Here is a 20,715-nt window from a genome sequence, read left to right as displayed (position 1 = left end):
TAGGCTTGCGCCGTCCGTCGTCCGGTCCTCGTCGCCGAGGGTGCACGTCTGGAAGAGAGCCGGAGCGCATCGTTGTATCCCAGCACGACGTGAGCCTCGCCGCCGCGGCACCGGCCCGTCATCCGCTCGTCGGCCGTGTCGGACTCGTCGCGGCCGCTGTCGTCGTACTCGGCGAGATGGCCTGGCTGGCCGCCCGGCTGCCCGGCGCGGCACTGGTGAGCGACCTCGGCGCGATGGCGGTGTCGAGCTGGGCGGCGGTGCTCTGCGCCGGCGCGGCGCGACGACAGCCGGCCGTGCTGCGCCGGTTCTGGGAACTGCTCGCCGCCACCATGGCCCTCGCCGCGCTCGGCCGTGCGGTGTGGACCGTGGAACGGCTCGGCGGTCTCGGCCTGCCCCACACGCCGCTGGTGGCGGGCCTGTTCGCCGCCGGCATCGTCACCGGCACCGCCGCGCTGCTCTGCTCCCGCACCGGCCCGCGCAGCGTGATCGGCCGGGCCCGCACCCTGCTCGACGGGGTGATCGTCGGGCTGGCCCTCATCCCGATCGGCTGGGTGGTGGTGTTCCACCGGATCACCGACGCCGAGCTGGCCGACCCCATGCGGACGTTCGGGCTGCTCTACCCGATGTTCGACCTGATGCAGCTCACCATCCTGGTGGCGGTCGCCGGTCCGGGCCGGCCGATGTGGCGGGCGCTCACCGTGATCGGTGCGGGCCTGGCGATCCGGTCCGGTGCGGACGCCGTCTACGTCTCGCTGGTCGCGCGCGGCGACTACACGCCGGGTCACCCGGTCGACGTCTGCTGGCCGCTGAGCTACCTGCTGGTCGGTCTGGCCACCCGTTACCCGCCGCCGAACGACGGTGACGGCGAGGACGACCTGGTCGACTCGCCGCTGCCGCCGTGGTGGCGGGTCGCGCTGCCGTACCTGCCCGTGGGCGGCGCGATCGTCGCGGTCCTGCTGTCCCGGCAGCCCAGCGGGCAGACCCCGCAGGTGGTCTTCGTCGGCATGATGGGCCTGCTCGGAGTGCTGGCGCTGCGCCAAGGGCTGGCCGCGAACGAGAACCTGCGGCTGGTCGGCCGGCTGCGCCGGCTCGCGTACTCCGACCAGCTCACCGGCCTGCCCAACCGGCTGACGTTCGTACGGCGGCTGCGGCGGGCGCTGCGCAGTGGCGGGCCGGTCGCCGTGGTGCTGCTCGACCTGGACGGCTTCAAGCAGGTGAACGACAGGTTCGGGCACGCCGCCGGGGACCGGCTGCTGACCGCCACCGCGGAGCGCATGCGGAACGCGGTCGGCCCGGACGGGATGATCGCCCGGCTCGGCGGCGACGAGTTCGCGGTGCTCGTCGCGGGGGAGCGCCAGGTGTCGCCCGAAGGGCTCGCGGTCCGGCTGCTCGCAGCCCTGGAACCGCTGCCCGGCGAGGAGGATCTCGGCGTCCACCCGTCGGCGAGCATCGGCATCGCCGAGTACGGGCCGCAGCACACCTCGCACACCGACCTGCTCCGCGACGCCGACATCGCCATGTACGCGGCGAAGGCGGCCGGCAAGGCCGCGTACCGCACGTGCACGCCGGAGCTGCGCGAGTCGGCGGTCAGCCGGGCCGAACTGATCGCCGACCTGCGGCGCGCGGTGGACGAGGGTCAGTTGCTGATGGAGTTCCAGCCCATCGTCGACCTGGACACCGGCACGGTACGCAGCGCCGAGGCGCTGGTGCGCTGGCGGCATCCCCGGCTGGGCGTGCTGACCCCGGCGCGGTTCCTGCCGCTGGCCGAGGAGACCGGGCTGATCGTGGCGATCGACAGGTGGGTCATCCACGAGGCGTGCCGGGCCGCGGCCACCTGGCGGGAGCACGCGCCGGACGTGACAGTCGCGGTGAACATCGCCGCCGCCCACCTGTGCCGGCCGGACCTGATCGCCACCGTCACCGGCGCGGTCGGCGCGGCCGGTCTGCCGCCCCGCGCGCTCACCCTGGAACTGACCGAGTCGGCGCTGATCGAGGGCAGCGAGTCGGTGCTCGACCGGTTGTCCCAGCTACGTGACCTCGGCATCCGCATCGCCATCGACGACTTCGGCACCGGGTACTCGTCGCTGAGCTACCTGCACCGCATCCCGGCCACCGAGCTGAAGATCGACAGGTCGTTCGTGTCCCGGCTGGACGCCGGCGACGCCCGCGCGTACGCCACGGTTGAGATGGTGAACCGGCTGGCCGGCGCGTTCGACCTGGCCGTGGTGGCCGAGGGCGTGGAGACGGTCGCGCAGCACGCGGCGGTCACCGCGATCGGCTGCCGGCAGGGCCAGGGCTGGCGGTACGGCCGTCCGGCCGCCCTGCCGGACCTGCTCCCCGCGTTGTCCGGAGCCGGCGCCGAGCGCTGACCGGCCCGGGTCCACGGGGGCCGAAGGTCCCGGACCAGACAGGGGATTCGACCCTGCTCACCGGCGGCCCGCCGCGGCCATGATGGTTCTCGTCAACAAGACGAACACACCCTCCACACGGGAGTTTGATATGAAGCGACGGACGCTCGATCTGCTGTTCAGCATCGGTGGGCTGGGCCTGGCGGTCCTGCTGCTCGTCGTCGGCGTCGTCCTCACGACGAACGCCAACTTCGCCAACGACTACGTACGCGACCAGCTCGGCGCGCAGCACATCACCTTCACCCCGGCGGACAAGCTCTCCGACGAGGAGAAGAAGTCGGACTGCCTGCGCGAGTACGCCGGCCAGAACATGACCACCGGCAAGCAGGCCGAGTGCTACGCCAACGAGTACATCGGCCTGCACCTGAAGAACATGGCCGGTGGCAAGACCTACGCCGACCTGGGCGAGCCGCAGACCGCGCTGCGTGAGCAGGTGGCCCAGGCCGAGCAGAGCAACGCCGCCAACCTGGCCGACCTGCAGAAGCAGCTCGCCGAGGTGACCGCCCAGCGGGAGACGGTGTTCAAGGGCGAGACGCTGCGCGGCCTGCTGCTCACCTCGTACGGCTTCAGCGAGTTCGGCCGCAAGGCCGAGCAGGGCGCCCTGGCCCTGTACCTCGGCGCGGGTCTGCTCCTGCTGCTCTCGGCCGCCGGCCTGGTGCACGCCTTCCGGACTCCGGCCAACGCGACCTTCGCCGCCCCGGAGAAGGAGAAGGTCACCAACTGACCGCACCGGCGACGCCCCCGGCCGATCATGGTCGGGGGCGTCGTGCTGTCCGGCTTGACCCTCACGCAGCGGGAGGCGGGAGTCTTGGTCGCGGAAGGGAGGGAACCATGGCGTACACGGTGGGACAGGTGGCGCGGGCGGCCCGGGTGACGGTCCGGACGCTGCACCACTACGACGAGATCGGGCTGCTGCGGCCCAGCGGGCGCACGTCGGCGGGCTACCGCCGCTACGACGAGGCCGACCTGGACCGGTTGCAGCTCATCCGTTACTACCGCGAGCTGGGGTTCCCGCTGGAGGAGATCGCCGAGATCCTGGACGATCCGGACGCCGACCCGGCGGCGCACCTGCGCCGGCAGCACGAGTTGCTGTCCGGGCGGATCGGGAAGCTCCAGGAGATGGTCGCGGCGATCGAACACGCGATGGAGGCGAGGACGTTGGGGATCCAGTTGACGCCGGAGGAGCGGTTCGAGGTGTTCGGTGACTTCGAGCCGGACGAGCACGCCGAGGAGGTCGAGCAGCGCTGGGGTGACACCGAGGCGTACCGGCAGTCGCAGGAACGCGCGGGCCGCTACTCGAAGGAGGACTGGCTGCGCAACAAGGCGGAGAACGAGGACTGGGGGCGGCGGTTCGCCGCGCTCATGGAATCGGGCGCGCCTGCCGACGGCCCGGAGGCGATGGCGCTGGCCGAGGAGCACCGGCAGCTCATCACCAAGTGGTGGTACGACTGCCCGTACGAGATGCACACCTGCCTGGCGGACATGTACGTGGCGGACCCGCGGTTCACCGCGTACTTCGAGACGCTGCGGCCCGGGATGGCGGCGTACCTGAGCGAGGCGATCCACGCCAACGCGATCACCCGGTCCTGACCCGGAGCCGGTGGCAGGATGGCCGGCATGCTCATCGTCGCCGGCACCCTCTACGTCGATCCGGCCCGGCGGGACGCCTACCTGGCGTCCTGCGAGGCCGCCGTCCGCGCGGCCCGCGCCGCGCCCGGCTGTGTGGACTTCGCGGTCAGCGCGGACCTGGTCGAGCCGGGCCGGATCAACGTCTACGAGCGGTGGGAGTCGGACGAGCAGTTGCTGGCGTTCCGGGGCTCCGGACCGGAGGCCGAGCAGGTGACGGAGATCCTCGGCGCCGAGGTGCACAAGTTTCGCATCTCCGGCGTCGAGGCTCCCTGACCGTCGCTAGATGAAGACGTCGAGCAGCAGGACGCCGAGGAAACCGACCACCGAGATGATGGTCTCCATCACCGACCAGCTCTTGATGGTCTGCCCGACGGTCAGCCCGAAGTACTCCTTCACCAGCCAGAAGCCGGCGTCGTTGACGTGCGAGAAGAACAGCGACCCGCAGCCGATGGCCAGCGCCAGCAGCGCCACCTCGGGGCCGGCGAGCGTGGCGGCCAGCGGCGCGACGATGCCGGCGGCGGTGATCGTGGCGACGGTGGCCGAGCCGGTGGCGACCCGGATGCCGACCGCGACCAGCCAGCCGAGCAGCAGCGGGGAGAGGTTCGCGCCCTCGGCGGCGTCCGCGACCAGGTTGCCCACGCCGGCGTCGACCAGGACCTGCTTGAAACCGCCGCCGGCCGCGACGATCAGCAGGATGCCGGCGATCGGCGGCAGCGAGCCGCCGAGGAAGCCGGAGACCTGGGTACGGCTGAAGCCGGACCGGTAGCCCAGGAAGATCATGGCGAAGATGACGCCTGCCAGCAGGGCGATGATCGGGGTGCCGACGATGTCCAGCGCCTTGCGGCCGGCGGTGCCCTCGCCGAGCGTCAGCTCGCCGATGGCCCGCAGCAGCATCAGCACCACAGGCAGCAGCACCGTGACCACAGCCGCCCACAGCGCCGGGGCGCGGCGCGAGCGCCGTCCGGCCGGCTCGTCGATCGCGCCGCCGGGCCGTCCGGTGCCCGGGTTGACCAGGTCGTCGTCGGTGACCAGGTCGCCGTCGGCGTCGAGCCGTCCGTCACCGGGCCGGGTCGGGCTGCGGTCGTCGGCGGCGTCGCGCCGGGTCGGCAGCAGCGCGGCCGGGGCGGTGGCCGGCACGTACCGGGCGATGAAGTTGCCGAAGACCGGACCGGCGATGATCACCGTGGGGATCGCCACCAGCAGGCCCAGCGCCAGCGTCTGACCCAGGTTGGCGCCGAGCGCGTCGATCGCCACCAGCGGTCCGGGGTGCGGCGGCACCAGGCCGTGCAGCACCGACAGGCCGGCGAGCGCGGGAATGCCGATCTTGATCAGCGGGACATTGACCCGCAGCGAGACGAGCAACACGATCGGCACCAGCAGCACCACGCCGACCTCGAAGAACAGCGGGAGGCCGATGAGCGCGGCCACACCGGCCATCGCCCACGGCAGCGCGGTGCCGGAGACCCGGCCGACCACCCGTTCGACGATGCCGTCCGCCCCGCCGGACTCGGCCAGCAGACCGCCGATCATCGCGCCGAGCGCGATCAGCAGGCCCACGCCACCCACTGTGGAGCCGACGCCGCCGCTGAACGAGGTGACGATCTTGTCGACGGGTACGGCGGCGACCACGCCGAGCACCGCGGCACCCAGGATCAGCGCCAGGAAGGGGTGCACCTTGCCCCAGGCGATGAGCACCACCACGGCGGCGATGCCGAGCAGGGCGGCGGCGACGAGCTGGGCGTCACCGGCGTTCGTGAGCGGTTCCGCCGGTGCGGCGAGCAGTGTGACCACGGCTATCACGCCCTTCGGTCGTCAGCGGGGTGGTGCGGTGGGTGGTGGTTCCGGCGGAAGGCTCGGGGCCATCCGCCGCAGGGACGCGAACGTGGGCACGAGCGCGTCGTACAGCTCGGAGAAGAGGGGGAGCAGCGCGGCGTACGTGGCGGCGGAGGCGGGATCCGGGCGGACCGTCTCCTCGATCCGGACCAGGTCGGCGGCGACCTCGATCGACTCGATGAGGCCGAGTGCCTGCATGCCGAGCAGGGCCGCGCCGAAGCCGGAACCCTCGTGCCCGGCCGGGAAGCGCACTGGCATGCCGAGCGCGTCGGCGAGGATCTGCCGCCACAGCGGGCTGCGGGCGAAGCCGCCGCTGGCGCGGATCTCGCGTACCTCGTTGCCGGCCGCCCGGACCGAGGCGAGGACCAGGGCGAGCTGCTGGCAGACCCCCTCCAGCGCGGCCCGGACCAGGTGCGCCCGGCCGTGCCCGTGGGTCAGCCCGACGTACGCGCCGCGGGGCAGCGCGCTCCAGTGCGGCGCCCGCTCGCTGAGCAGGTACGGCAGCATGATCAGCCCGCCGGAGCCGACCGGCGCCGTGGCGGCCAGGTCGAGCAGCTCCTCCTCGGCGTGCTCGCCCAGTTCGGGGGCGAGCGCGTCGCCTGCCCACTGGAGCACGATCCCGCCGTTGTTTATGGCGCCGCCGACCACCCAGCGGTCCTCGGTGAGGGCGTAGCAGAAGACGCCGCCGAGGGGGTCGACGCCGGGGCGTTCCACCATCACCCGCATCGCGCCGCTGGTGCCGATCGAGCAGGCCACCACGCCGGGGCGTACCGCGCCGAGCCCGAGGTTCGCCAGCGGCCCGTCGCCGGCGCCGACCACGAGCGGGGTGTCCGCCGGCAGCCCGGTGGCACGCGCCGCCTCGGCGGTGAGCCCGGGCAGCACGTGGGTGGTGGGTACGAGCTGGGGAAGCTGCTCCTCGGTGATGCCGGCGACGCGGAGCGCCTCGGTGTCCCAGGCCAGCTTGTGGATGTCCATCAGACCGGTGGCGGAGGCGACCGAGTGGTCGGTGACGAGCGCGTCGGCGAGCCGCCGCAGCACCAGATCCTTGATGCCGACCCAGTGCGCGACCCGCTCGTGCAGTTTCGGTTCCTGCTCGGCGAACCAGACGAGCTTGGGCAGCGGCGCCATCGGGTGCACCGGGGTGCCGGTGCGCCGGTGCAGGGCGAGCCCGGACGGCGCGGCGCGCAGGCGTTCGGCCTGCGCGCTGGCCCGTGAGTCGGCCCAGGTGATCGACGGGGTGAGTGGGGTGCCGTCGGCGTCCAGCCCGATCAGGCTGTGCATGGCGGTGCTGAACGACAGTCCGGCGATCGGCCGGCCCAGCTCGTCGGCCACCGCACGGATCACGCCGAGGACGGCCTGGTAGATCACGTCCGGATCCTGCTCGGCCCAGCCCGGGTTCGGCTCCTCCAGCGGGTAGCCGATCGAGTGGCTGGCCAGTTGCCGGCCGGTGGTGTCGAACGCGACGGCCTTGGAACTGGTGGTGCCGATGTCCACTCCCACCACCACGGCCGGGTCGCCCACCGGTGCACCTCCTCGCCGCCCGGGGGCCGCGGTCCGCCCCGCCGTTGCGGCTGACGTTACCGACGTGTCCACGCGTGCGCATGACGAAGCGGGACCACCGGGAGCCGGTGGCACGGAACGTGAATCGACGCGCGAGTTTCCGCCGATTGTGTAGGTCAATCAGCCGATCGGTCTAATTGGCGACTTTCGCGTGTCTTCGTACCCCTGCCGCACCGTTGACATGAATGACACCCCGATTGGTGGGCTCGCGCGGCGGAGGAGTCGGCGTGGCGAAGACTGATTCGACGGGTTCCACATGGCGGTACCGGTGGGCGCACCGGCAGAACGAGCGGCGGCAGCGGGCCTTCCGCGCGGCCGACGAGGCGTGGCGACGCCGCGACGAGGAGCTGCGTCGCCTGCGTACGCTCGCGGTGTCCTTCCACGGCTCGGCCCAGGCGGGCGTCGGCCTGCCGATGGAGCTGGCCCCCGGTGAAGTGGTCTTCTGGACGCTTCCCGCCGCGCAACTGGTGGAGGTGCGGCACACCGCCGTGCTGCCCGCCCCCGAACTGACTGTCGACCCCGACCCACCCGTGTTGCGCCCGCGCCGCCCCGAGGGCGTCAAGGTGGTCGACGCCGGGCTCGCCGTGCTCACCAACCGCCGTCTGGTGCTGCTCGGCGGACGCGGCCGGCGCGACTGGGCGTACGGCCGGATGACCGGCCTGTCCCACGACCCCGGCACCCCGGTCACCCTGATCCAGGTGCTGGACCGGCGGCGTACCTCCGGGTTGCTGCTGCCCACCGGTGCGGCGGCCGACTTCCGGTTCACGCTCACGCTGGCGTTCGCCGACGCGATCGAGCAGCGCGCCGCGGTCGTGGCCGAGCTGGACGAGCTGATCGCGGAGCACACCGCCGCGCGGCCCGAACGCCCCGCGGTGCTCACCCCCGCCCAGGCCCGCGTCACCGCCCTGGTGCCCGGCGGCCGGCGGACGGTGGCGGTCGGCGCGGCGCTCGCGCTGATCGTGCCGGCGATGCTCATCGAGTCCAACCCGCCCACCCGGGCCGGCTCGGAGCGGGCCGCCGCCGCGACCCCGGCGGCCAGCGTCACCCCCGCCCCACCGCAGCACGTCGCGCCCGCCGTCCAGGTCCGGCCCACCACGAGCCCGGAGCCGTCCCGCGCCCGTCCCGCCCCGCCGCGCGGCACGCCGCAGCCGCCGCCCGAGCGCCGCTGCGGCGCCCCGGCGAACCCCTTCGGGTACGACTTCTGCGGCGGCCAGCGGATCCGCAGACCGGCCGCCGGGGTCTGCGAGTGGTTCGAGTGCGTGCCCGGGTTCTGGTCCGACCGCGGCTGGCTGGTGCAGTGCCGCGACGGCTCGGTCAGCCGCACCGGCGGCCAGCGCGACGTGTGCGCCGGCCACAAGGGGTTCCGCCGTACCGTCTGGCGGTGACGCCGGTCAGGCCACCGGGCGGGGCGTGACGCGCAGCGGCAGCAGCCCGGCCAGCACCAGCGCGGCGCCCACCGGCAGCAGGTTCAGGTTCACCGCGATCGCCAGGAACCCGGCCAGCACCAGCACCGGCGCCCACACCGGCAGCAGCCGTGCCGCCGCCGCCCGGTACAGCAGCACCAGCAGGCCCACCTCGAACAGCAGCGGTCCGCCGAACAACACCAGGCCGGGCGTGCGCACCGCTTCGGCGAAGCTCGGGAACAGGTCGCCGAGGATCACCCAGACGAAGGCGGCGGCGCCGACCAGGCCGGCCAGCGCGGCCACGTCGTCGAGCGTCCGCAACCGCGACGACCGGGTACGCAGCAGGCCGTGCAGCCCGACGATCAGCGCGGCGAAGCCGAGGACGCCGAGCAGGAACAGGGTGTGGCCGGTGTCCCACGCCCAGGCGCCCTTGTCGCTGTGCCCGTCCAGGCGGTCGATCAGGCGCAGCAGGCCGTAGCCGAGCAGCAGCACCGCCGACGCCACGGCGACCGGGCGCAACCACTGGTACGCGGGACGTGTGCGGGAATCGAGAAGGCTCATCGCCTCAGCGTTCCGGGTGCCCCTGCGCGGGACATCGGGGAGCGGTCCCGAACCGGACCCGGATCAATCCGCTCGCCTCCCGTAGGGGTGCCCGGATACCGTCCGGCCGTGTCCCGCACCGTCACGCTGGTCCTGCTCGACTCCGCCGGCCGCCCGCTCGGCGCGCTGCCGCCGTTCGGCGTACCGGAGCCGTGGTGGCAGGAGGCCGGCTCGATCGTCGCCGCCGTCCGGCAGCGCCACGGTCTGGAGGTCGCCGTGCTGCGGCTGCTCGACGCCGACCGCCCTGCGCCGCCGGGCGGTCACGTCCGCTACCTGGCCCAGGTCGTCGACGCGCCCGCCGTACCCCTGGAACCGGTGGCAGTGGACCTCGCGCCGCATCCGCTGCGCCAGCCGTGGGCGGAGGCGGGCGGTCCGGCCGACAGCGTCGCGTGGGCGACCGGCGAGCTGCGCCGGCTCGGCCACCGGGTGACGGCCGTGGCGCAGCAGCGCACCTGGAACCTCTCCGCCATCTGGCGCCTGGACACCGACCAAGGCCCGGCGTGGCTGAAGCAGCTCCCCCCTTTCGCCCGCCACGAGCCCACGGTCCTGGCCTTCCCCGATGATCAAGGAGTTGGTGTCGGTGTCGATCTCCCTGGTGACCCGAACTCCTTGATCAACGGGCCGGTGGTGCTCGCCGCCGACGGGGAGGGGCGGATGCTGCTGGCGGACGTGCCGGGGGAGGACCGGTACGGGGCCGGGGAAGGGGAGCGGGCTGCCATCGCAGCGGAGCATCACGCGGTGCAACTGCGGGCCTGTGGGGTCGTCGGTGAGCTGGTCGCGGCCGGGGCGCCCGACCTGCGCGGGGCGAGGCTGGCGGGCTGGATCCGGGAGCGGCTGGCCGGGCACGACGTGTCGGCCGCCGCTGGTCTGCTCGACGGGCTCGACCGTCGGTTGCGGCAGGTCGGCGACTGCGGCCTGCCCGACACGCTCGTGCACGGTGACCTGCACCCCGGCAACGTGCGCGGTGACGACGGGCGCCGGACGGTGATCGACTGGGCGGACTCGTTCGCCGGCCACCCCGCCTTCGACATCCTGCGCCTCACCGAGGACGTCGACGCGGACGCCGCCGCCCGGCTGATCGACGCGTGGGCACGGCGGTGGCGGGCCGACGTGCCGGGCAGCGACCCGCACCGGGCCGTCGACCTGCTCCGGCCGGTCGCGCCGCTGCGGCTGGCCGCCGTGTACGCGATGTTCCTCGCCGCGATCGAGCCGAGCGAACACCCGTATCATGTACACGACGTGCCGGCCGCGTTGGCGCGAGCGGCGGCGGTGGCGCGACCCTAGATGCGGCGGACCGGGATCCACAGCTCGGCGTCGGCGGTGCCGCCGCCCTCGGCGACCCGCACCCGCGAGATCTCCGGCCCCGGACGGGCCTCGTACGGGTTGGACGGGAACCAAGACGTGAACACCGCCCGCCACAGGTGTTGCACCGCCACCGGGAACGCGCCGGAGCTGGAGAACACCGCCCAGTCGCCGGCCTCGACCGGCAGGCTGCGCAGGTCGTCCGGCACGTCCGCACCGGTCACCGCCGCGTACCAGTAGTCCAGCTCGGCGCCCTCGTCACGGGAACCGGTCAGCTCGGCGCTGACGTTGACGATCCCGCGCGGCTCCTGGTCGGACAGCGCCTCGATGCGGCGCACGGTGGCCGGGTCGATGCCCCTGACGAACGCCACGATGTGCGGGTTCATCCCCTCGTGCACGAGCGGCACCCGGGCCGTCAACCCGGCGAGCCGGAAGGCGTCCTTGGTCACGATCCGGTAGTCCATGCTGGTGTTCCCTTCGACGACGAGCCGGAAGGACATCCGGGGCTGGGACCGCAGCACCGCACCGGCCTGCCGGGCCTGTGTCGGCCCGACGCCGTGCACGGCGCGGAACGCGCGGGCGAACGCCTCGTTCGAGCCGTACCCCCACCGGACCGCCACGTCGAGCAGCGACTGCCGGCCGGCGAGCACGTCGGCGCCGGCCAGCGTCATCCGGCGACGGCGCACGTACTCCGACAGCGGCATTCCGGCCAGCGCCGAGAACAGCCGGCCGAAGTGGTGTTCCGACACGCCCGCGATCCGGGCCAGCGCGGCCACGTCGAGCGGCTGGTCGAGCCGCTGTTCGAGGTGGTCCAACGCGGCGTTGAGCCGATCCAGCACCCGATGTTCCTTCCTGGTGACGACCTCGACGCTAGGTTTCCGGCCGCCCACCGACCCGATCACACCGGACCCGATCCGGTCGCCTCGTTCGACACTGGCGGGCGTGTCGCATCATGACGTGGTGATCTTTCGGAAGCGGCACCACAACAAGAAGAAGAGCCGGGACTGGTGCAACTGCGACGTGCCCACCTGCGACGGGCCGGGCTGCTGCGACCTGGGCCTCTTCTCGATGCTGCTCACCCTCGGTTCGGTGACCGCCGGCGTCGTGCGCCGGCCCGCCGTGGACCGCGTCGGCCGGGCCGCCATCCTCGGTTACCGGCGCTGGCTGTCGCACCGCTGGCCGGCGACCTGCCGCTACACGCCCACGTGCAGCGCGTACGGGCTCGCCGCGGTCGAGCGGTACGGGCTGGCGGTGGGCGGTCGGATGGCCGCCGACCGGGTACGCCGATGCCGTCCCGACGTGCCGCACGGCACCCACGACCCGGTGCGCTGACGCCAACCGCCTCCGCGCGCGGAGGTGCCGGCGCCACCTCGGGGAAGTGGCGGTGTTCCGGTGTGCCGGATGCCGCCACTCCAGCGACCTGGCGTCGACCGACGTGGCGGTCACCCGACCGACGTGGGGCCGCCGAAGACGACCGGGACGCCGGGGGAGTAGAGCACGCTCACCGGCGGCCCGTCCGGTGCCGGCAGGCCACCGGCGGTGACCAGCTCGTCGTCCAGGTGCAGCAGCTCGGCGCGGTGCAGCGGCCACTGTGGATGCCAGTTCGGCACGTGGAGGGTGCGGCCGTACGCGCGGGTGTGCAGGCCCCAGCGGGCGGTGAGGAAGTGTTCCAGCGGCGTCGGCTCGGGGATCGGCGCGCCGACGCGGACCGTCATCCGGTTGGTCGCGCCCGCCGGACCGGGCCAGCGGCGGCGGCACCGGTGGGTGAGCGTGTCACCGGATCGGTCCAGCCGCATCGCCGACCACTTGTAGGGCAGGCGCAGGCTCAGTTGCGCCACCAGCACGGGCACCAGCCGGGACGCGTCGAGCGAGCGGAACACCACAGCGCGCCGCCCCGAGCCGTCGACCGAGTAGAGCCGGACGTTCGTCTCCCAGAACGTGCCGAAGTAGGGCACGCCCGGGCCACGCCCGAGCCCCAGCCCGACCATCTGGAACCCGATCAGCCCGACGTAGGTGAGCCCGTCGAACGTGTCCGGCCGGGTGCCGGCGGGCAGCAGCGGCGCCACCCGCTCCGGCGGGACCGCCCAGTGGAGAAAGGTGAGGTCGTGCCAGCGCTGGACCAGCCAGGCCCGGCGGATGGCGCGTACCGGGGCGTGCTCGACCGGCTCGATCTCCACCGGCCCATCCTGCCTCCCGGACGCAACCGACTCACTCCGGGCGGTGGCAGACCGCCTCGACGTTGTTGCCGTCCGGGTCGCGGACGAACGCGCCGTAGTAGCCGGCGTGGTATTCCGGCCACTCCTTCGGCGCGTGCAGCACCTCCGCGCCGGCCGCGACAGCCGCGTCGTGGAACGCCCGGACCGTGGCGCGGTCGGCGGCGGTGAACGCGATGTGCACCGGCACCGGTGTGGCACCGGCCGGGGCGGGCTCCACCCAGAAGTCGGGCGCGTCGACGCCGTAGCCGATCGGGCCGGGCTCCATCAGCCGCCGCCCGCCCAGCGGGGCGAGGACGGCGTCGTAGAAGGCGCCGCTGGCCGCCAGATCGCGCACCGCTACGGAGAAGTGGTCGAGCACGTCGCCTCCCTGCGAACGTCGATGACCGCCTCAGGCTACGAAACCCCTACGACAATCCGCCGTGGTATTCGACGTACCAGCGAGACCGCTCGGCCACGTCGAACGCCGCCACGTCCTCGGGATCGACAGCCGACAGGTAGGCGAGAACCTCGGCCGCCTCCGCCGTGCCGAGGGTCCGCAGGTGAGCGAGCGTCTGCTCCCGCCCCGCCCCGCACAGCAACTGCCACTCCACCGAGCACGCGGCGTCGAAGCTGGAGTGCTTGGCCTGCCAGATCAGCAGTACGTCGGCCAGGTCACCGTGCAGGAACAACTGCTCGCAGCCCAGGTGGATGAGGGCGCTGTCGTTGTCGGCACCGAGGCGGATCTGCTCGCGCAGCATCGACCGCACCGGCTCGACGTCCGCCGGACGCAGTCCGTGCCGCTCGTACCATTCCTCGTCGTTCACGCGGTCATCCTGCCGGACACCGCGACCATCGGACCGGCTCGCCGTCGCCGGGCGGCGTCCGCGACGATCAGCAGGCCGGGCACCGCGCCGAGCAGCCAGATCACGCCCACCGGCCAGTGGATCACCTCGCCCACCGCGCCCCGGATCTCCGGCACGTCACCCACCACGTAGGACGCCTCCGGGTCGGTCGTGCGGCAGTCGAGCGTCCACGAACCCGGCGTCGGCACCCGCACGGTCGCCACCCAGGAGTAGGCGGCGGCGTCGCTGCCGTAGTCGCCCGGCGGGACGGAGACCGGCTCGGCCGCCCGGACCGTCGAGCCGTCGCCGGTGAGGCGGCAGTCGGGGTCCGCCGGGGAGAAACCCAGCGCGAAGATCCCGTACGCCCCGGCGGCCGGCGCCGTGAACCGGCTCGCCGACGTCACGTAAGGGCCCACGCCGCCGTACTCGTGCGGGGGGTGTCCGATCGTGCTGTCCTCGGCGCCGAGCCGTACCGCGGACTGCGCCAGCAGCGCGCCGAACACGACGGCGAGCCCGCCGACCAGATAGCCGCGCCGCGACGCCGGGCGGTCCCGGCGGGGCAGGCGCCCGCCCACGGCGTACCCGATCAGCGCTCCGGCCACCGCGAGCGCCGCGCCGCCGAGCAGTGCCCGCCCCCAGCGGGCCTCGCCGGTCAGCGGCACGACCCACCGGAAGAAGGCCAGCGACGCCGTGAGAAGCACGGTCGTGACCAGCGTGGACACGCCCACGGCCGCCGCGGGGCGCCGGGGTTGCCGGGCCGCCAGCACGGCGGCGAGCACGGGCGACGCGAGCACGGGCCACCACAGCGCGGTGGAGACCGGCTGCTCCTCCTCCCACCTGTGGGTCCACTCGTAGACGACGAGCGGGGCCGGCACCGTCGCCGCCAGCCAGGCCGCGAGCACTCCGGGACCGGGCAGCCGCACGCTCATCAGTCGATCCTCGGCCACCCGGATCATCGAGGGAAGTCCGCGAGCCGTCCGAAAGGGATTGCTCACACAGCGTAGGATCGCGTGCGACACAGCCGAACACACGGGGGAAACGATGTTCGAGCGCCTGGGCAGATTCGTCGTGGGCAAGGCCTGGTGGGTGATCGGCGGCTGGGTAGTCGCCGCAATCGCGATCATCGCCGCCAGTCCTTCGCTGAGCGACATCACCTCCGCGGACCAGGAGAGCTTTCTGCCGCGTTCCTACGAGTCGGTGCAGGCCACCGAGCTGGCCGCGAAGTCGTTCCCGCAGGCCGCCACCGCCACCGCCACGGTCGTGGTCAAGCGCAGCGACGGCAAGCCGCTGACCCCGGCCGACGAGGCGCGCGTGGGGCAGCTCGCCACCGCGCTCAAGGCCCGGAACATCCCGCAGACATCCGGCTACCTGACCGGCCCGCAGGCCGTCGCGCCGGACAAGTCGGTGCAGGTGGTCACCGTCGGTCTCGACGCCGACAGCCCCGACGACCCGGGCCTGCTCGACGCGGTACGCGACCTGCGCGCCGCCCTCGGGCCGGACCTGGCCGGCAGCGGCCTGACCGCAGGGGTGGCCGGCGACGTGGCGAGCTTCGTCGACAACGAGGACACGTTCAACGAGGCGTTCGCTGTCGTCGGCGTCGCCACCATCGTCCTCATCATCGGGCTGATTCTGATCATCTTCCGCAGTCCGATCGCCGCGCTGCTGCCGGTGGTGGTCATCAGCGTGGTCATGTCCGTCACCACCGGGCTGGTCGCCGCCGCCGGCAAGGCGTTCGACCTCAACGTCAGCCAGGACCTGCAGACCATCCTGCTGATCGTGCTGTTCGGCATCGGCACCGACTACATCCTGTTCCTGCTGTTCCGCTACCGGGAGCGGCTGCGCGCCGGCGACGACAAGCGCACCGCGATGATCGTCTCGGTGCAGCGGGTCGGCGAGGTCATCACGTCCGCCGCCGGTGCGGTGATCGTGGCGTTCCTGGTGCTGCTGCTCGCCTCGCTCGGCTTCTTCGGCTCACTCGGTCCGGCGCTCGCCATCGCCGTCGGCGTCATGCTCGTCACCTCGCTGACGCTGATCCCGGCGATCGTGTCGCTGCTCGGCCGGTGGGTGTTCTGGCCGTCGAAGGCGTGGCAGCGTCAGCCCAAGGCCACCCTGTCCCGGCGGCTCGGCGCCGTCGTGGGCCGCCGTCCGGCCGTCGTGGCCGCAGCCTCGGGCGCGCTGCTCGTGGCGCTCGCCGCCGGGGTGCTCGGCTACAAGGCCGACTACGACTTCAGCGCCGGCTTCCCGCAGGACACCGAGTCGGCACGGGCCGCCCAGGATCTCCAGCGCGGGTTCGCCGCCGGGGCGCTCGCGCCCACCGAGGTCTACCTGACCACCGGCAACGGCACCCCGCTCACCGAGCAGCAGGTGAACGACTTCGCCGCCGCGGCGGCAAGCGCTCCGGGCGTCGGGCAGGCGCAGCCGCCGGAGCGCAGCACCACCGACCCGAGCGTCGTCCGGATCAACCTGTTGCTGGACGAGAACCCGATGTCCAACGAGGCGATCACGCTCGTGCGCGACGACCTGCGGGACGCGGTGCACGAGGCGGCTCCGCCCGGCACCAAGGCGCTCGTGGGTGGCGCCACGGCGATCTTCGCGGACATCAACTCGGCGAACAACAGGGACCTGTCGGTGATCCTCCCGGTCGCCGCCCTCCTGATCGCGATCATCCTGGCGCTGCTGCTGCGCAGCCTCGTCGCGCCGGTCTACCTGGTGATCGCGGTGCTGCTCAACTTCGCCGCCACGCTCGGCGCCACCGTCTACGTGTTCCAGGGGCTCCAGGGCAACCCCGGCGTGACGTTCCAGTTGCCGATCATCCTCTACCTGTTCGTGGTGGCGATCGGCACCGACTACAACATCCTGATGATCGCCCGGCTCCGCGAGGAGGCGCGCGAAGGCCACGAACCGCATCAGGCCGCCGCGATCGGGGTGGAACACGCCGGCCCGACAGTCGCCGCGGCCGGGCTGATCCTGGCCGGCACGTTCGGGGTGCTGATGCTCGCGCCGATCTCGTTCCTCCAGCAGATGGGCTTCGCGGTGGCGATCGGGATCGTGCTGTCCGCGTTCGTCATGTCGATGTTCTTCGTACCGGCACTGACCGGGCTGATCGGCCACAAGGCATGGTGGCCGGGGCACGGCGACGAACGGCGCAACGGCGGCGGCCGGCACGCGGCACCCGAGCCGGCGGACGCGGCGTCGGCCTGACTGCGACCCGCCCCGGCGCGGCTCAGCCCTCGCCGGGGCGGACCAGCCCGCTCTCGTACGCGATCACGACGAGCTGCGCCCGGTCGCGGGCGTTCAGCTTCTGGAGCAGCCGGCTCACGTAGGTGCGGGCGGTGTCCGGGCTCAGGAACAACGCCTGCCCGATCTCCGTGTTGGACCGTCCGGCGCCCACCTGGGCGAGCACGTCCCGTTCCCGGGCGGTCAGTCCGGCCAGCCGCGCCGGGTCGGCCACCGGTGAGCGGGCCGCCGCGGCCAGCACCCGGCGGGTCACGGCGGGGGAGAGCAGCGCGTCGCCACCGGCCACCGTCCGGACCGCGTCCCGCAGCGCGTCGGGCGGGGTGTCCTTGAGCAGGAAACCGGCCGCCCCGGCGCGGATCGCCTCGAACAGGTACTCGTCGTCGTCGAACGTGGTCAGCATGACCACCTGCACGCCGTCCAGCGTCGGGTCGGTCAGGATCCGCCGGGTCGCCTCCAGCCCGTCCCCGCCGGGCATCCGGACGTCCATCAGCACGATGTCGGGCCGCTGCTCCCGTACCACGGAGAGGCCGCTGCCGCCGTCGCCGGCCTCGCCCACGACCTCGATGTCCGGCGCCCGGTCGAGCAGCGCGCGCAGGCCGGTGCGGACCAGGTGCTGGTCGTCGACGAGGACGACGCGGATCGGGCTCACGCGGCCACCCCCGCCAGCGGCAGGTGGACCGACACCCGGAAGCCGCCGCTGCCGCTCGTGCCGGTTGTGCCGGTGCTGCCGGTTGCCTTGGTGCCGCCGGTTGCGGCGGTGCCGGTCTGGACGGTGGCGGTTGCGGCGGTGCCGGTCTGGACGGTGCCGGTTTCGACGGTGCCGCCCAGCAGGGCCACCCGCTCGGCCATGCCGCGCAGGCCCTGGCCCTTCCCGCTCGTCGGCCCGCCGGGTGGGCCGCCGCGGCCGTCGTCCACCACCTCCAGCGCGAGCCGGCCGGGCGTGGCGCGGACCGTCACGGTGACCCGGGTGGCCCCGGCGTGGCGCAGGACGTTCGTCAACGCCTCCTGCACGACCCGGTAGACGGTGCTGCCCACCACCGCCGGCAGCGCGTCCACCGGACCCTCGATCCGCAGGTCGACGGCCAGCCCTCCCCGGCGCACGCCGTCCACGAGCGCCGGGAGCTGGTCGAAGCCGGGAACCGGTTCGCGCGGCCCGGGCTCGCGGCGCAGCGTGCCGAGCGTCGCCCGCAACTCCGCCATCGCGCTGCCGCTCACCGACCGGATCGCGACCAGGGCGTTCTCCGCCTGCACCGGATCGCTGTCCGCGAGCGCCTCCCGGGCGACTGCCGACTGCAACGTGATCACCGACATGGTGTGCCCGAGCGTGTCGTGCACCTCCCGGGCGATGCGCAGCCGTTCCGCCTCGACCTGACGGGCCGCCTCCCGATGGCGCTCCTCGTCGGCCGCGATCGCCTGCCGGACCAGCGCCGCCCGCAGCGACCTGCGGTTGCGTACCGCGTCGCCGAGGGCGATCACGGCGAGCAGCAACGCCCCCTCGGAGCCGAGTTCCGTACCGACGACCACCGCGATGTCGTCGCCCTCGGCCAGCCGGGCGACCACCGACACGGCCAGCAGGCTCCCGGCGACCACGGCGGCCGGGACGACACGCCCGCGCTCGGACACCCGGTAGAGGACTGCGGCGGCCGGGGCGGCCACCCCGACGGGCGGCAGGTCCAGCGCGTAGTACCCGAGGATGACGACAGCCGTCGCCAGCAGGGCCGGCAGCGGCCACCGCCTGGCGCACAGCACCAGACCGCCGAGCACCGCGCCGACCACGACGGCGAGCGCCGCGCCGCCGGGCGCGGGCCGGTCGGCCGCCACGGCCACCGCGACCAGGCCGAGCGTGGCCGCCGCGAGCAGCGCGTCGGCGCGGGTGGGCGAGGTGTCGGGCACGCCTTCGAGCCTAGGTCCGCGCGGACCCTCACCGCTGTCGTCCGCAGGCGTCAGGGTCGACCCCGAGGCGTACGCCGAGAAGCGACATCCGGTCGCGCGGCCACGCGGACGACGGCCGAGGGCAGCCGACCTAGCGTCGATGGCGTCCCCGAAACGTGAGGAGAACCCTCGTGGTACGCACAAGACTGACCTGGCTCGCCCTTATTGTCATGGTATGGGCGACAATGATGTCGTTCGGCGGGGTCGCCGCCGAGACCGTCATGCTCTACCCGAACATCTTCAGCGACGCGCCCGCCTCGCTCGACCGGGCCCGTGAGTTCCTCGTCCACGGCGGCCCGCACGACTACTTCCCGCCGCTCGGCGCGTCGGTGATCCTGAGCAGCGTCGCCGCCACGCTGCTCACCTGGCGCGACCGGCGGCTGCGCTGGTGGGTCGCCGGCGCCACGGCCGTGTTCGTCGTCTGCGAGTTCCTGTTCTCCGCTGTCTTCTTCTGGCCGCGCAACGAGATCATGTTCGTCGACCCGCCCGGTACGCACTCCGCCGAGTACCTGCGTCAGGTCGCCGCCGAGTTCGTCGCCGGTCACTGGGTGCGCTTCGCCGGAGGTGCGGTGACGGCCGTCCTGGCGTTCGTCGCGCTGCTGAAGTTCGTGCGCTCGACCGCGCCGGGCTCGGTGTCGGCTCCCGCACCGACGTCGGCTTCGGCCTCGCCGGAGGTGACGCGATGAGCGCGGGTCGCCGTACCCTCGGGTTCCCCTGGCCGGCGTTGGTCGCGCTGGCCGCGTTGGCAGCCCCGCGCGTGGTCCTGCACGACCTGGATGTGGTGCCGGATGGCACCGTTGTGGCCGCGCTGCTCGCGGTCGGGCCGCCGCTGTGCTGGGTGGCCGCCGTGCTGTGGCGGCGACCGCCGCGTCCGTTCCTGACGATGGTGGTGATCGGGGCGCTGTACGGGGTGTTCCTGGCGGTCGGTCACCAGGTGTTCTGGGACTCGTCGCTGGGGATGGACGCGCCGGGGCTGGCCGGGCTGGAGCCGGGGGCGCGGGAGGCGTTGTTGCGAGGTGCGGCGGTGATGTCGAGCCTGGTCACCGGGACGATGGTCGGAGTGATCGCGGGTGGGGTGGCGGTGCTGCTGGGCCGGGTGCTGCCCGCACCCGCTCGACGTCCTGAACAGGCCGGTAGTTCCAGCCCGGGCGCCTGAGCCAGCCGAGCAGTCTCGACATCAGAATGCAGCGGATTCCGTGTTGTCAATCACCGGCTCGACGCAATGGCTTTGATGCGGACCTCGAACAGCGGTGCTCCCTCCCGCGTGGGCCGGAGCCATCCGGCCGGTTGCCAACCCCAGGAGTCATACGCCTGCTGGGCGGCAACGTTGTCGGGCCGTACGAGCAGCGTGGCCCTTTCCTCCCGCCGCGTGCTCAGGAGCCGATCGTGGAGCGCCCGCGCGATCCCCCGGCGTTGCCATGATCGCCGCACCAGCAGTTCGCAGACCGCGTATGTCCGTTGCCCGTCTTCGTCAGTGAAGCCGTCCGGTGCCGGGTCGTGGATGCCGTCCCACCAATGCGAATCGGATCCGAGCGGGAAGCCGTACACGTAGCCGACCAACTCGTCATCGACCCTGGCCGCCACCAGCTCCCAGCCTTCCCGGGGCATGTGCGCGGCGAGCTGCTGTTGGTACCGCTCGGCCGTGTAGCGCGGGCCGTCGTCGGTGTGCGCGTCGAGGTACACGTCCACAAGTTGCTTCACCAGACCGTCGGCCTCTACAGACGTGTGGTGGCGAAGTCGAAGATTCTCCCGCACGAAGCGAGGATTCCATTAA

At 73.1% G+C, this 20,715-nt stretch carries 21 protein-coding genes; 10 read left to right on the top strand and 11 right to left on the bottom strand.

The annotated features are described in order from the left end of the window. The first annotated feature begins 89 nt into the window (after positions 1-89). From M8C11_RS13095 to M8C11_RS13080, 4 genes are all read left to right on the top strand, one after another. Entirely contained in the window at positions 90-2,369 is a 2,280-nt protein-coding gene (locus M8C11_RS13095) for an EAL domain-containing protein (protein WP_252449718.1), read from the top strand. A 130-nt stretch (positions 2,370-2,499) separates the two neighbouring features. Beyond that, positions 2,500-3,132 carry a hypothetical protein gene (locus M8C11_RS13090; RefSeq protein WP_252449717.1) on the top strand — a complete coding sequence of 211 codons (633 nt, stop codon included), beginning with the start codon at positions 2,500-2,502 and terminating at the stop codon, positions 3,130-3,132. Between the two features lie 107 nt (positions 3,133-3,239). Further along, on the top strand, positions 3,240-3,998 hold the full coding sequence (locus M8C11_RS13085; RefSeq protein ID WP_252449716.1) for a MerR family transcriptional regulator: 759 nt from the start codon (positions 3,240-3,242) through the stop codon (positions 3,996-3,998). A gap of 27 nt (positions 3,999-4,025) precedes the next feature. After that, positions 4,026-4,310 carry a putative quinol monooxygenase gene (locus tag M8C11_RS13080; RefSeq protein WP_091418876.1) on the top strand — a complete coding sequence of 95 codons (285 nt, stop codon included), beginning with the start codon at positions 4,026-4,028 and terminating at the stop codon, positions 4,308-4,310. Between the two features lie 6 nt (positions 4,311-4,316). Here M8C11_RS13080 and M8C11_RS13075 read toward each other — a convergent pair whose 3' ends face one another. After that, complete coding sequence (locus M8C11_RS13075) at positions 4,317-5,828, bottom strand: SLC13 family permease (protein WP_252449715.1); 1,512 nt, start codon at positions 5,826-5,828, stop codon at positions 4,317-4,319. A 21-nt stretch (positions 5,829-5,849) separates the two neighbouring features. Continuing rightward, entirely contained in the window at positions 5,850-7,391 is a 1,542-nt protein-coding gene (locus M8C11_RS13070; protein ID WP_252449714.1) for a gluconokinase, read from the bottom strand. Between the two features lie 266 nt (positions 7,392-7,657). Here M8C11_RS13070 and M8C11_RS13065 point away from each other — a divergent pair, with 266 nt between their 5' ends. Continuing rightward, entirely contained in the window at positions 7,658-8,815 is a 1,158-nt protein-coding gene (locus M8C11_RS13065; RefSeq protein ID WP_252449713.1) for a hypothetical protein, read from the top strand. A 6-nt stretch (positions 8,816-8,821) separates the two neighbouring features. On the opposite strand, the gene M8C11_RS13060 is transcribed toward M8C11_RS13065, so the two are convergent. Beyond that, the gene (locus M8C11_RS13060; RefSeq protein ID WP_252449712.1) at positions 8,822-9,394 is read right to left on the bottom strand and encodes a hypothetical protein; all 573 of its coding nucleotides are present in this window, start codon (positions 9,392-9,394) and stop codon (positions 8,822-8,824) included. 108 nt (positions 9,395-9,502) lie between these two features. On the opposite strand from M8C11_RS13060, the gene M8C11_RS13055 reads away from it, so the two are divergent. Further along, positions 9,503-10,717, top strand: a complete 1,215-nt coding sequence (locus M8C11_RS13055) for a phosphotransferase (RefSeq protein WP_252449711.1) — start codon at positions 9,503-9,505, stop codon at positions 10,715-10,717. Here the strand turns inward: M8C11_RS13055 and M8C11_RS13050 are convergent. Further along, positions 10,714-11,574 (bottom strand): AraC family transcriptional regulator, encoded by an 861-nt coding sequence (locus M8C11_RS13050; protein ID WP_252449710.1) that lies wholly within the window; start codon positions 11,572-11,574, stop codon positions 10,714-10,716. The two genes, M8C11_RS13055 and M8C11_RS13050, sit on opposite strands and share 4 nt — an antisense overlap. 121 nt (positions 11,575-11,695) lie before the next feature. Between M8C11_RS13050 and yidD the strand changes: the two genes are divergently transcribed. Further along, complete coding sequence (gene yidD, locus M8C11_RS13045) at positions 11,696-12,067, top strand: membrane protein insertion efficiency factor YidD (RefSeq protein WP_252449709.1); 372 nt, start codon at positions 11,696-11,698, stop codon at positions 12,065-12,067. A gap of 110 nt (positions 12,068-12,177) precedes the next feature. Here the strand turns inward: yidD and M8C11_RS13040 are convergent, their stop codons facing one another. From M8C11_RS13040 to M8C11_RS13025, 4 genes are read right to left on the bottom strand one after another with little or no spacing between them, the layout of a single operon-like run. Then, positions 12,178-12,912 carry a YqjF family protein gene (locus tag M8C11_RS13040; RefSeq protein WP_252449708.1) on the bottom strand — a complete coding sequence of 245 codons (735 nt, stop codon included), beginning with the start codon at positions 12,910-12,912 and terminating at the stop codon, positions 12,178-12,180. 31 nt (positions 12,913-12,943) lie between these two features. After that, positions 12,944-13,309 carry a VOC family protein gene (locus tag M8C11_RS13035; protein ID WP_252449707.1) on the bottom strand — a complete coding sequence of 122 codons (366 nt, stop codon included), beginning with the start codon at positions 13,307-13,309 and terminating at the stop codon, positions 12,944-12,946. Positions 13,310-13,355: 46 nt separating this feature from the next. Beyond that, positions 13,356-13,754, bottom strand: coding sequence for a hypothetical protein (locus M8C11_RS13030; protein ID WP_120571469.1), 399 nt, complete (start codon positions 13,752-13,754; stop codon positions 13,356-13,358). Continuing rightward, positions 13,751-14,701, bottom strand: a complete 951-nt coding sequence (locus tag M8C11_RS13025) for a hypothetical protein (protein ID WP_252449706.1) — start codon at positions 14,699-14,701, stop codon at positions 13,751-13,753. Before M8C11_RS13025 ends, M8C11_RS13030 begins: the two co-directional genes overlap by 4 nt. A 112-nt stretch (positions 14,702-14,813) precedes the next feature. Here M8C11_RS13025 and M8C11_RS13020 point away from each other — a divergent pair, with 112 nt between their 5' ends. After that, complete coding sequence (locus tag M8C11_RS13020) at positions 14,814-16,973, top strand: MMPL family transporter (protein ID WP_252449705.1); 2,160 nt, start codon at positions 14,814-14,816, stop codon at positions 16,971-16,973. A 22-nt stretch (positions 16,974-16,995) separates the two neighbouring features. On the opposite strand, the gene M8C11_RS13015 is transcribed toward M8C11_RS13020, so the two are convergent. Together M8C11_RS13015 and M8C11_RS13010 are read right to left on the bottom strand one after the other, a co-directional pair. Further along, positions 16,996-17,658, bottom strand: coding sequence for a response regulator transcription factor (locus M8C11_RS13015; RefSeq protein WP_120571467.1), 663 nt, complete (start codon positions 17,656-17,658; stop codon positions 16,996-16,998). After that, positions 17,655-18,902, bottom strand: a complete 1,248-nt coding sequence (locus M8C11_RS13010) for a sensor histidine kinase (RefSeq protein WP_252449704.1) — start codon at positions 18,900-18,902, stop codon at positions 17,655-17,657. Before M8C11_RS13010 ends, M8C11_RS13015 begins: the two co-directional genes overlap by 4 nt. Before the next feature lie 209 nt (positions 18,903-19,111). On the opposite strand from M8C11_RS13010, the gene M8C11_RS13005 reads away from it, so the two are divergent. Together M8C11_RS13005 and M8C11_RS13000 are read left to right on the top strand one after the other, a co-directional pair. Beyond that, positions 19,112-19,627 carry a DUF1772 domain-containing protein gene (locus tag M8C11_RS13005; protein WP_252449703.1) on the top strand — a complete coding sequence of 172 codons (516 nt, stop codon included), beginning with the start codon at positions 19,112-19,114 and terminating at the stop codon, positions 19,625-19,627. Beyond that, positions 19,624-20,097, top strand: a complete 474-nt coding sequence (locus M8C11_RS13000) for a hypothetical protein (protein ID WP_252449702.1) — start codon at positions 19,624-19,626, stop codon at positions 20,095-20,097. Before M8C11_RS13005 ends, M8C11_RS13000 begins: the two co-directional genes overlap by 4 nt. Before the next feature lie 50 nt (positions 20,098-20,147). Here M8C11_RS13000 and M8C11_RS12995 read toward each other — a convergent pair whose 3' ends face one another. Beyond that, entirely contained in the window at positions 20,148-20,696 is a 549-nt protein-coding gene (locus M8C11_RS12995; RefSeq protein ID WP_252449701.1) for a GNAT family N-acetyltransferase, read from the bottom strand. Between the last annotated feature and the right edge of the window lie 19 nt (positions 20,697-20,715).

Origin of the sequence: Micromonospora sp. CPM1 (genome assembly GCF_023896895.1) — a bacterium.
In the GTDB taxonomy this organism is placed as follows: Bacteria; Actinomycetota; Actinomycetes; order Mycobacteriales; family Micromonosporaceae; genus Micromonospora; species Micromonospora tulbaghiae.
The sequence above is the reverse complement of the archived record's forward strand: the minus strand, read 5'-3'. Positions and strand labels throughout refer to the sequence as shown.